Here is an 11010-nt window from a genome sequence, read left to right on the forward strand (position 1 = left end):
AATGCCATTTTTGCAGGAAAACAAATGAAATAAAGCGAAGAGCACTTTATAATAGCAACTATATATTTGCGTGTTATAAAGTGCTTGTTTTTGTGAGAAGGGGTAACGGGATTGTCTAAAACTAAAATTCATTTTGTCTGCCAAGAGTGCGGTGCTGATTCGCCAAAATGGCTCGGGCGGTGTCCAGGTTGTGAGGCTTGGAATAGCATGGTTGAAGAAACATTAGGTAAGGCAGAAGGGAAAAATCGCCATAGTACCAGCAGTGGTGCAAAACCGCGTCCAATTACGGAAGTGGATAACTTTCCAGTACCAAGGTTAGCAACTGGTGTAGGAGAGTTTGATCGGGTGTTAGGCGGCGGTATTGTACCAGGTGCTCTTATTTTAATTGGTGGTGACCCTGGTATTGGTAAATCTACTATGCTCTTACAAGTGGCTTGCAGTGTAAGTCAGACATATGGAACGGTATTATATGTCTCTGGTGAAGAATCGGCAGCACAAACGAAAATGCGAGCTGAGCGGCTTAATAAATTAAGTGATAAATTATTGATTATGACGGAAACCAATCTGGACGATATCGCAGTAGCTGCAAATCGTCTTAAGCCTGCATTGATGATTATTGATTCGATTCAAACGATGTATAGTCCAGAAATTCCCTCCGCTCCAGGTAGTGTAGGCCAGGTTCGTGAATCCACTGGAAAACTTTTACGTTTAGCAAAAGAAAGTGGAATTCCGATTGCGATAATTGGGCATGTGACAAAAGAAGGAAACATTGCCGGTCCGAGAATTTTAGAGCATATGGTGGATGTGGTTCTATATTTTGAAGGTGAAAAAAGTTATGCTTTCCGTGTCTTGAGAGCGATAAAAAACCGCTTTGGTTCTACCCATGAGAGTGGCATTTTTTCCATGGAGGAAGAAGGTTTAATGGAGGTAAAAAATCCCTCAGGGTTACTGTTGTCTGAAAGAGCAGAAAGTGCACCAGGATCAGTAGTTCTTGCTTGTATGGAGGGAGTTAGACCCTTACTCATTGAGATTCAAGCCTTGGTTAGCACGACTTGTTTTGGTATGCCTAGACGTATGGCGGCTGGTTTTGATTACAATCGACTAATTCTTCTAATGGCGGTATTAGAAAAGAGGGTAGGCTTAACTTTAGCCAACCAAGATGCCTATGTAAACGCAGTAGGAGGTATTCGTATTACTGAACCTGCAGCAGATTTAGCCGTCATCTTAGCTGTTGCTTCTAGTTTTCGCAACGTTTCACTTGATGCGAGAACTGTTGTTATGGGAGAGGTTGGTTTGACTGGTGAGGTACGTATGGTATCGAGGGTAGATGTACGTATCAGTGAAGCAGCTACCATGGGTTTTAAACGGTTTGTTATTCCTGCTGGGAATATGACTGGGCTTAAAATACGCCAGCAAGGACTTAAAATAGTCGGAGTGAGTAATGTACTAGAAGCAATGGAGGCAGTGTTTGTATGACGAAGAACCGAGAAGATAAATTATGGGACGCAAAATTTATTAAAACAATTAAGAAATTAGTACCTGGGACACCCTTACGAGAAGGTTTGGAAAATATTTTGCGGGCGAAGATGGGCGTCTTAGTGCTGGTAGGTAATAATCAGCCTTTAATGGATGTGGTAGATGGTGGATTCTCCTTAAATTGTGAGTACACTCCTGCGGGATTTTATGAATTAGGGAAAATGGACGGTGCTTTGATTTTGTCTTCGGACCTAAAACATATCCTATATGCCAATGCTCAATTAGTTCCTGATTCCAAAATTCCTACAACGGAAACAGGTACAAGACATCGTACGGCAGAAAGGGTAGCAAGGCAAACCGGAGGACTTGTAATTGCAATTTCACAAAGACGTAATCTGATTACCATGTATCTTGGTAACTTAAGGTATACTCTTAAAGATATTACAGTAAGTTTAAGCAGGGCCAACCAAGCGTTACAAACTTTGGAAAAGTATCGTAAGGTTTTAGTCAGGAGTTTAACGAACCTAAGTGCCTTAGAGTTCGAAGATTTTGTTACATTATTGGACGTGGCTGAGATTGTTATTCGTGTTGAACATGTGAACCGGATTGCTAGAGAAGTTGAGCGTCATATAATAGAATTAGGCAGTGAAGGCCGCTTGGTCAATATGCAAATGGAAGAATTATTATCTGAACAAGACGATATGGAACTGTTGCTTAAAGACTATTGTAATGGGGCTCAGAATTTTCAGCAGGTTCGTGAACAGTTAGCTGCATTGCCAGAGGAAAGTTTAGAACCTTATACTATATGCCGTATATTAGGTTACGGAACGACCCCGAATACGCTAGATATACCTGTAGTACCTCGAGGTTATCGGGTTTTGAGCCGCATACCTCGGTTACCTATGTCTATTGTAGATAATTTAGTAACCCATTTTCGGACCTTACATTGTATTTATAATGCAACTACTACCGAACTTGACGATGTAGAGGGGATTGGTGAAGTTCGGGCAAAAACAATAAAGGACGGCCTAAAGCGAGTGCGAGAACAAGCACTGCTAGACCGTCATGTATGAATGTAATACAGAATGATGGTAGATATTATTTCTTTTTATATTTTTCTAAATTAATGTCTTCGACAAACCGGGCATAAGCTCGGTTTTCTTCTATTCTTACAACTTTATAGAGTTTATTTTCCTCAGAAAGAACTTCATCTCCAACAGATACCACTAAAGGTACATACATCAAGGTATGACCATCTTTTTCATCAACAACGAGGTAGTAATCATATACTTTTTGAGGCTCTGGTTCTGGTTTTTGTTGAATTGAAAAGATATTAAGAGGCAAGAGATGTAAAAAGCTGAAAGCAATAATGCTTAAGAGTAAAATTCCCCCTGTTAACCATATAAAAGGACGCTTGAATACCATGATAACAACTCCTTGGGAGATGTATTAATCTTTTCTTTTTCTGTGTGGTCCTAAAAAATTGGTGAATTCATATTTATAAAATTTGTAAAGCTTATTCTTGGCTTCTTGCCAACTGCCAGTGCTAAGATAAAGATAAGCGATAGTGCTAATGAGTACTGCGCCTACAACTGAGAAGATATCATAAAGCGCAGCTTTATTTTCTTCTGATACTGCATTGGTACCATTCCCTTGAGCAGTATCTGTTGTAGAAGGGAGATTTTCTGCATCTGACACGGCGGCTGGTGAAGGAGCAGCAGTCATTGGATTTGGACTAATAATAGATGGAATGACATCGGCAAATAACGCAGCGCTACGCTGTGCGGCCTCTCTTGTATTGTATTGGGTACCCACTTCGACGAGCATGGAATGAGGATTTAAATCTTGGTTATAATTTCCATGGGCAATGAATATACCACGAATTAATCCTTGATAGGCTGCATCCGCATTCGCTTTTATTGTCTTGGCATATTGCAGAGTCGTTTCACGGTTTTGGTTTTGCTGGCCGACTACTAATAAGATTCTCGCAGTATCTTCTCCGTTGATAGTTGTTTGATAGTATGTAAGTGGTGCGCTATCACGGTGGATGTCAAACAATGCTGCAGGCTGACGTTCCAGTAATCTCATGAAGGTACGTCTAGAACGCTGGTAAGCATTAGCATCATGAGGCTCGTGAAGGGTTTTGTCATGTTCTGTTTGATAACCTAACTCATTAAGACGATTACTTAAACTATCGCCTACCAACATAATACTGCCTTTACCTGGCTCAGTCGCAACAGTATCAGTGGGGATATATGACTCGTCATTGTGAGTGTGATAAATGGCAATTAGCGGCTGATAGCCTGCTGGCGTTCCTTGGACGGGTATCGAAATTGTACGTAGAGAAAGACTTGATTCAGTTTTAACAAAGCGAGCTTTAGCTAACGAGCCTTCAATGAGGGTAATTTCATAAAGCGTATTATCCTCGTTAATATATTTATCACCAACATGAAGGGCTAGGCCTAGTTGTAAAATAACATTATTGTTCTCGTCCACTATAGTGTTGTAGCCAGATGTTAATTCGAAACTATCGGAGGAATTGGCGGCCAAAGCGTAAGGAAGGGAAGAAAATGAGAGTAGGAGCGTGATGATTATTACTAGGAAAGCAGACATGATTTCACCCCGTTACATTTTAAATAAGCTACATTGAGGATGGCAAAAATAATCACAACCTCCTGCATATTTGTATCATGTCCCTATGCTAATTGCTTTATGTAATAAAAAAACGCGACTATTACTAGTCGCGTTTTACAGTAGAAATAAGCAGTTTTAATTGCCCAATATTAGGATAAATGAAAAAATCCCAAAGTGGTAACAGTGTTACATTCCTTGTGCATTACTTCATTGAGGCTAATTCCTGATAAGTTGCAAAGTGCAGCTAAATAAAATAGACTATGTCCTAATTCTTTGGTTATTATTTCTTTACACTGTTCGCAAGGCTCACCTGATAAATGAGAAGACATGAATTTTTTCAAGTGGCTATATTCAATGTCAGCAGGTGCTTGCTGGCGGGTGGCATTTACTGTTACGCAACCGCATTCAGTAACTGATTTGGCAAAAGCACGATTGACTCTGGCACTTGCCTCTTGGTATTTTGTCATAATATCAAGGATACTGCGATGGCGAATTAAGTAATCATCTACAGCGGTTTGGAAATCAGAGCATTTTTCATCCATTACGAAACACCTCACTTTGTATTAATTATATAAATATCAATCTATGATTGTCAATATTGTGGGAGATGAATTTGCAATTTAAAATTTTTTATGTAAATCTTACTTGAATTCATAATATTCTAAATGGCTATAATTAGCCATTTAAGTAGGTAATTCACGATTTCCGTCAAAAATAGCGATCATAAGGTAATAAAATAATGTTTGACAATAATTATTGCGCTATGCTAAAATATACAATTTTGACAATGTGTTTTATTTGTGTTATACTACGTAGCATAGGAGTTGATGCTATGTTAGCTATAGGGGACAAAGTGGTATATCCCATGCATGGTGCAGGTGTCATTGAGGCAATTGAAAAACATGAAGTGTTTGGACAACTGCAAGATTACTATATTCTTACGATGCCTTACGGTGGTATGAGAGTGATGATTCCTATGAAGAATGTTGAAAATATTGGTCTTAGAGAAGTGATTGACGAAGTAGGAATTACCAAAGTTGTAGATATACTAAGGGCTACTTCAGTGCAAGAAACGGCCAGTTGGAATAAGAGATTTAATTTAAACTTAACAAAAATAAAAACTGGCAGTATATATGAAGTGGCTGAAGTTGTTCGGAACCTTATGCTCCAGGATAATTCAAAAAAACTGTCAGCTGGTGAACGAAGACTACTCGAAACCGCAAGAAAAATTATGGTTAGTGAACTAGTTTTAGCTTGTGGTAAGGACTTGGGTAGTATAGAAGAATGGATAGATGAGTTAATGCAAGAAAATACGCCAGGCAACTGACGTATTTTTTTGTTAATGTTAGGATATAATAGATAATGTTTCCACCCTATATTCTAAAGATACTAGGGTTGTGGGAATACGGAAAGTCTTATATAATAATAAACAGTAAAGGAGGTGTAATTTTGTTGGATAAAATTTTGAGATTTATCATTGCACTATTAGCGGCTATTTCAGGCGTGATGACAGCAAAATGGTTAGGAACGAGTTCTTTTTTGTCATCTATAGTGAGTGATGAATTTTTGCGGGTAGGCTTTATCAGCAGCAGTGATACGATGGTCACTATCTTGCTAGCTGCTTTTGGTGGTTTAGCAGGTGGGATAATTGGTTATCTATTAGCACCTTTTTGTATCAAATATTTATGGCAGTTTACGTATTGGATAGAAGCAAGGCTTAATAAAATGCCAGTATATGATGTTATTGCAGGCTCGATAGGACTGGCTGTTGGTTTAATTATTTCTAACTTAATTGGATCTGCATTTATGCATATACCGATTATTGGTAGCTATGTTCCAGGAATTATTAGTATAATCTTAGGGTATCTTGGGGTAAATATTGCTATTCATAAGCGTGAAGAAATAGTTGGACTATTAGTAGGTTTCTCATGGAAAGGAAAAGAGAAGCAAAAGGAAAAAGTAGTTACTCAACCCCACTATAAAATTCTAGATACGAGTGTCATTATTGATGGGCGTATTGCGGATATTTGTACAAGTGGATTTGTGGAAGGAATTCTTGTAGTTCCTGTATTTGTATTAGAGGAATTACAACATATTGCTGACTCTTCAGACTTGCTTAAACGTAATCGTGGTCGCCGAGGTTTAGATATCTTAAATCGTATGCAAAAGGAGTTAGGTTTGCATGTAGAGATTTATGAACAGGACTTTGAGGATATTGCTGAAGTAGACTCAAAACTGGTTAAATTGGCACAATTACTTAAGGGGAAGCTTGTCACCAACGATTATAATTTAAATAAAGTTGCTGAGTTGCAAGGTGTAACTGTTCTTAATATTAACGAATTATCAAATTCTGTGAAACCTGTCGTGTTGCCAGGAGAAGAAATGGTAGTTCATGTTGTGAAAGATGGTAAAGAGCTTGGTCAAGGTATCGGTTACCTTGATGATGGTACAATGATTGTTGTTGATAGTGGTAAAAAACACATGGGGGATACCATTGGTGTATTAGTAACCTCAGTGCTACAGACAGCTGCTGGACGAATGATTTTTGCTAAACCTAAAGGCATGGAAAAAGGTGCATAAGCAAAAAAGTAGTCATCACGTCTTCAAGTTATGCTCTTAAGCAGGCTTGAAGACATTTTTTTTTGCGGAATCGGTAAGTCGTTTTCACGCCTTTATGTTTCAGAAAAAGTAGCTACATTTGCAAGGGGGTGTAGGTGTTTTTGTAATAGCAAAGAGATCCTACATTCAATTTAAAAGAGGTAATTTGACAGGAAGATAGAACAATTAGGTTATACAATAATAAATAATGGAACTAAAGGAAAGGCAGGATAATAAAGTGGTTACAGTCATCATACCAGCTGCAGGACAAGGAAAGAGGATGAAAACGAGCAGTAATAAGGTCTTTTTGCCACTCGTTAATATGCCTGTGCTGTTACATAGTGTATTAGCTTTCTCAGCATGTTCTGAAGTAAATAATCTAGTTGTCGTAGTTGCCATTGATGAAGTAGAACAAGTAAAAAATATGCTCAGTAGCTTGATAGGAATAAAGGCGTGGCAAGTAGTGATAGGTGGTAGTGAACGACAACATTCTATCGCAAATGCTCTTAAGGTGGTCTCAAAGGAAACAGAGGTAATTTTAGTCCATGATGGTGCGAGACCTCTTGTGACAGAATCCTGCATTCAGGGTGTGATTAATGCTGCTCGTATACATAAGGCTGCCGTAGTTGCTGTAGCTGTGAAAGATACGATTAAAACAGTAGATGCAGATGGATGGGTCACAGGTACTCCCGAAAGGCGTACTTTATGGGTGATACAAACACCTCAGGGCTTCGATGCACATCTTTTGCAGCAGGCATATGAGAAGGCCAGGCTGGAGGGCTATATTGGAACGGATGATGCCTCTCTTGTTGAAAGATTGGGTGCACAGGTAAAGGTAGTGCCTGGTAGTTATGATAATCTTAAGGTTACGACACCAGAAGATTTAACGATAGCTGAGGCGTTGCTAATAGAAAGAAAGAGGGAACAGAAAGGATGTGCAGCTGAAAGCATGGTACGAGTTGGTATGGGATATGATGTTCATAAATTAGTAGAAGGAAGAAAGCTAATATTAGGTGGTGTTGAAATACCTTATATACATGGATTAGAGGGACATTCGGATGCGGATGTTGTGCTGCATGCTATTAAAGATGCTCTTTTGGGGGCGGCTGCATTAGGTGATATTGGTAAGCATTTTCCTGATACAGATGTACAGTATAAAGGGGTTTCTAGTATTTTGCTCTTAAAGAGGGTTGGAGAAATTCTTGAGGAACATGGTTATTCAATAAATAATATTGATGCCACGATTATAGCAGAACGTCCTAAAGTAGCAGCGTATATCCCTGAGATGAATCATAATATTGCTGCTGCTCTAAGAATTGATTTAGGGCAAGTCAATGTAAAGGCTACAACAACAGAGGGGCTAGGATTTGCTGGTAAGGGAGAAGGCATCGCTGCTCATGCTGTGGCTTCCATCTTTAAAAGATAACATAACAAAACTGCCAGCCTTCTTGAGGCTGGCAGTTTTGTCTCTTATAGATCTTACTTAACCGGGCATCATAGAATTAAACATACTAGAACCTGCTTTCCCAAGATAAATGCCGCAGATTGTAGATAAGATGCTCAAAATAATAATAATGATCATGTTACTTGTAGTAAAACCATTTACCAGGTATAGTACGAAAATAGCAATGGATAATACTTGAAGGATAGCTCCAACAATTGCTTTTCGGATTAAAAGAGGTGTTTTTAATTTTTTAAAACGGATTTTACCGTCAATGATTCCTGTAATGAAACCTAAAAGTACAGAAAAGGGGAAGGCGATAATAGAAAGTTTTGCCGCAATGAGGAATTCTCCTCTTAGAGGATCGTCAACCCCAAAAGCAAGACATAGCATAAAAATAATAACAGCCATAAAGACTTGAGGAAAATGCACACTGATCGGATGAAGATGCTGATCAATAATAAATGTGCGACGTGGAGAGATTTTTTTTGTATAAGGTTCGAAAACCGTTTTTGGTAATCCGCAGGCAGGACATAGGTCATCTACATGGTTTTCATCCATTATAAATCCGCAGGCTTTACATCTAACATAAGTTTTCATGTTACGACCTCCTTATTAATCATTAATATTGTTTACCTTAGTTTTAATTCACCATAGTTTTCCATTTTTCCTGTATTTCTAAGAAAAATAATGTAGAAATAAGGAGTATTTGTATAAAATTTGCGCGTAGATACATATTATAAATAATCTGGATTTTATTTGTCCTAGTGATAATGATAGGGAGGGTTATTTATGCGCAAGAGTATATGTATTTTATTTGCAATGGTAATGCTAATCTGGCCGAATGTTGTACTGGCTGCAGAGTATATGCTCAATATAAATGTTATAAAGCAAGAGGATGGTACTACCTGCACAGAATTATGGTACGACAATAAGATGGTTTGGCGAATTGCGGTTTTAGCGGATGGCGCTAAGCCAGTCTCGGGATTTTACAATACAAAAACAACCTATATTGCACCTGATATTAGAGATGGATTGTTTATGATAAAAGTGCAATAAGATAACTTGGGCACTTGCTAGACTATATGGCAAGTGCCAAAAGCTTTTTTTGCATAAATATATAGAATCTGCTAGAATTATATGGAACTAACGAAAATGATTCGGTATAGAAAGAAGTTTTTGGGGGGAAGTTTACATGTTACAACAGGAGATTAGAGTAAGGTTTGCGCCAAGTCCAACAGGTCCCTTTCATATTGGTGGTGCCCGTTCGGCTTTATTTAATTGGTTATTGGCTAAAAAGTTTAATGGTAAATTTATCATGCGAATTGAAGATACGGATTTGGAGCGTTCTACAAAGGAATCAGAAGAGGGAATTAAAGAGGCTCTTCGTTGGTTAGGTATAACCTGGGATGAAGGTACTGACGTAGGAGGGCCATATGGACCTTACCGCCAGACGGAGCGTTTAGATACATATGATACCTATACAAAACAATTGTTAGAGAATGGACAGGCTTATTATTGCTACTGTAGTGAAGAGGAAATTGATGCGGAAAGGCAGGCGCAATTAGATAAGGGTGAAAACCCTCGTTATGGCGGTCGCTGTCGACATCTTACAGAAGAAGAAAAGGCGGATTTTATTAAACGGGGTGTAAAACCTACCGTACGTTTTCATGTAAAAGAGAATCAACAGATTATGTTTAAAGATATGGTCCGTGATACAGTAAGTTTTGATTCCAATGGTGTTGGTGATTTTGTAATTGTTAAATCCGACGGGGTTCCCGTATATAACTATGCCGTAGTAGTAGATGATGCCTTAATGAAGATTACTCATGTCATTCGTGGCGAGGAACATTTATCGAATACTCCTCGGCAAGTTGTTTTATATGAGGCATTAGGGTTTGTTCCTCCAGTTTTTGGGCATATTTCTCTCATTTTAGGCACTGACCGTACAAAGATGAGCAAACGCCATGGTGCAACGGCAGTTGATAGCTATCGGAAGCTCGGATATTTGCCAGAAGCAATCGTCAATTTCTTGGCTCTTTTAGGTTGGTCTCCTGGTGGAGAAAAGGAATTCTTCTCAATAGAAGAGCTCATTCAAGAATTTTCTATGGAACGAGTAGCAAAAAATCCAGCAGTCTTTGATCTCGATAAGTTAAATTATATCAGTGCCCAATATATCAAAAAAGCGGACCCTGAACTAATTACGGAACTTGCTTTGCCACATTTAAAAGAGGCAGGTTATATTGGCGATGGGATTAGCGGGGAAAAGAAACAATGGCTGATTGAAGTGGTAACGCTACTGCAAGAATATATTAGTTATGCAGCAGAAATTGTCAATCATATTGATATATTCTTCAATGATAATGTGGAATTTGAGAATGACGAAGCGATGCAAGTATTGAAAGATGCTGATGTCCCTGCTGTTATGGAGAGCTTCCGCGAAAAACTAACAGCATTAGAAGTGGTAGATGCACCTAGCGTAAAAGCTCTTCTAAAAAGCATTACAAAAGAATTAAAGCTAGGTGGGAAAAAAGTATTTATGCCCCTTAGGGTTGCCTTAACAGGTAAGATGCATGGTCCAGATTTGGATAAGGTAGTTGCGTTGCTTGGTAGAGAAAGAATAATTAATCGATTGACTACCACGTTAACTAAAATTTAATTGACACTGCTATCTTCCCTTAGTATAATTTCATATATGATAAAAAAGGGTAATGTATGCAAGGTACTTTTTTTGTCGATATCGCATAGATATATACATAGATATATATTAGAAATGTAATGACTGGGATAAGTAAGTGTAAATCTGCCATCCAGAGAAGTATCGCCACTGGCTGAGAGTGATACTAGGTAAGATACGCCCA

Annotated in this window: 11 protein-coding genes and 1 other annotated feature (1 of these 12 only partly in view); of the genes, 7 read left to right on the forward strand and 4 right to left on the reverse strand. The window is 38.5% G+C overall.

The features are described from left to right. Positions 1-111 precede the first annotated feature (111 nt). Entirely contained in the window at positions 112-1476 is a 1365-nt protein-coding gene (gene radA, locus UFO1_RS02660) for a DNA repair protein RadA (RefSeq protein ID WP_038667640.1), read from the forward strand. Further along, complete coding sequence (gene disA, locus UFO1_RS02665) at positions 1473-2549, forward strand: DNA integrity scanning diadenylate cyclase DisA (protein ID WP_038667643.1); 1077 nt, start codon at positions 1473-1475, stop codon at positions 2547-2549. Before radA ends, disA begins: the two co-directional genes overlap by 4 nt. A 25-nt stretch (positions 2550-2574) precedes the next feature. Here disA and UFO1_RS02670 read toward each other — a convergent pair whose 3' ends face one another. The 3 genes from UFO1_RS02670 to UFO1_RS02680 all read right to left on the reverse strand — a co-directional run bounded on the left by UFO1_RS02670 (position 2575) and on the right by UFO1_RS02680 (position 4652). After that, a complete protein-coding gene (locus UFO1_RS02670; RefSeq protein WP_038667647.1) occupies positions 2575-2901 on the reverse strand; it encodes a hypothetical protein in 327 nt (108 codons plus the stop codon). A gap of 24 nt (positions 2902-2925) precedes the next feature. Further along, on the reverse strand, positions 2926-4089 hold the full coding sequence (spoIIP, locus tag UFO1_RS02675) for a stage II sporulation protein P (protein ID WP_038667650.1): 1164 nt from the start codon (positions 4087-4089) through the stop codon (positions 2926-2928). 170 nt (positions 4090-4259) lie between these two features. Beyond that, positions 4260-4652: a hypothetical protein gene (locus UFO1_RS02680; protein ID WP_038667653.1), complete on the reverse strand. Its 393-nt coding sequence runs from the start codon at positions 4650-4652 to the stop codon at positions 4260-4262. A gap of 290 nt (positions 4653-4942) precedes the next feature. On the opposite strand from UFO1_RS02680, the gene UFO1_RS02685 reads away from it, so the two are divergent. The 3 genes from UFO1_RS02685 (at position 4943) to ispD (ending at position 8134) form a co-directional block, all read left to right on the forward strand. Further along, on the forward strand, positions 4943-5437 hold the full coding sequence (locus UFO1_RS02685; protein ID WP_038667656.1) for a CarD family transcriptional regulator: 495 nt from the start codon (positions 4943-4945) through the stop codon (positions 5435-5437). 125 nt (positions 5438-5562) lie between these two features. Continuing rightward, entirely contained in the window at positions 5563-6690 is a 1128-nt protein-coding gene (locus UFO1_RS02690) for a PIN/TRAM domain-containing protein (protein WP_038674847.1), read from the forward strand. Between the two features lie 256 nt (positions 6691-6946). After that, positions 6947-8134: a 2-C-methyl-D-erythritol 4-phosphate cytidylyltransferase gene (gene ispD, locus UFO1_RS26095; protein ID WP_038674849.1), complete on the forward strand. Its 1188-nt coding sequence runs from the start codon at positions 6947-6949 to the stop codon at positions 8132-8134. Between the two features lie 57 nt (positions 8135-8191). Here ispD and UFO1_RS02700 read toward each other — a convergent pair whose 3' ends face one another. After that, a complete protein-coding gene (locus UFO1_RS02700; protein WP_038667659.1) occupies positions 8192-8749 on the reverse strand; it encodes a rubredoxin-like domain-containing protein in 558 nt (185 codons plus the stop codon). A gap of 192 nt (positions 8750-8941) precedes the next feature. Between UFO1_RS02700 and UFO1_RS02705 the strand changes: the two genes are divergently transcribed. Then, complete coding sequence (locus UFO1_RS02705; protein ID WP_038667661.1) at positions 8942-9208, forward strand: hypothetical protein; 267 nt, start codon at positions 8942-8944, stop codon at positions 9206-9208. Between the two features lie 136 nt (positions 9209-9344). Further along, positions 9345-10808: a glutamate--tRNA ligase gene (gltX, locus tag UFO1_RS02710; RefSeq protein WP_038667664.1), complete on the forward strand. Its 1464-nt coding sequence runs from the start codon at positions 9345-9347 to the stop codon at positions 10806-10808. Positions 10809-10918: 110 nt separating this feature from the next. Then, positions 10919-11010: a binding site (T-box leader), on the forward strand (it continues 121 nt past the right edge of the window).

This window comes from Pelosinus sp. UFO1, from assembly GCF_000725345.1.
In the GTDB taxonomy this organism is placed as follows: Bacteria; Bacillota; Negativicutes; order DSM-13327; family DSM-13327; genus Pelosinus.

Coding starts and splice junctions, on each gene's coding strand:
- disA (WP_038667643.1), top strand. CDS start 1,473: ATGACGAAGAACCGAGAAGATAAATTATGGGACGCAAAATTTATTAAA.
- UFO1_RS02670 (WP_038667647.1), bottom strand. CDS start 2,901: ATGGTATTCAAGCGTCCTTTTATATGGTTAACAGGGGGAATTTTACTC.
- spoIIP (WP_038667650.1), bottom strand. CDS start 4,089: ATGTCTGCTTTCCTAGTAATAATCATCACGCTCCTACTCTCATTTTCT.
- UFO1_RS02680 (WP_038667653.1), bottom strand. CDS start 4,652: ATGGATGAAAAATGCTCTGATTTCCAAACCGCTGTAGATGATTACTTA.
- UFO1_RS02685 (WP_038667656.1), top strand. CDS start 4,943: ATGTTAGCTATAGGGGACAAAGTGGTATATCCCATGCATGGTGCAGGT.
- UFO1_RS02700 (WP_038667659.1), bottom strand. CDS start 8,749: ATGAAAACTTATGTTAGATGTAAAGCCTGCGGATTTATAATGGATGAA.
- UFO1_RS02705 (WP_038667661.1), top strand. CDS start 8,942: ATGCGCAAGAGTATATGTATTTTATTTGCAATGGTAATGCTAATCTGG.
- gltX (WP_038667664.1), top strand. CDS start 9,345: ATGTTACAACAGGAGATTAGAGTAAGGTTTGCGCCAAGTCCAACAGGT.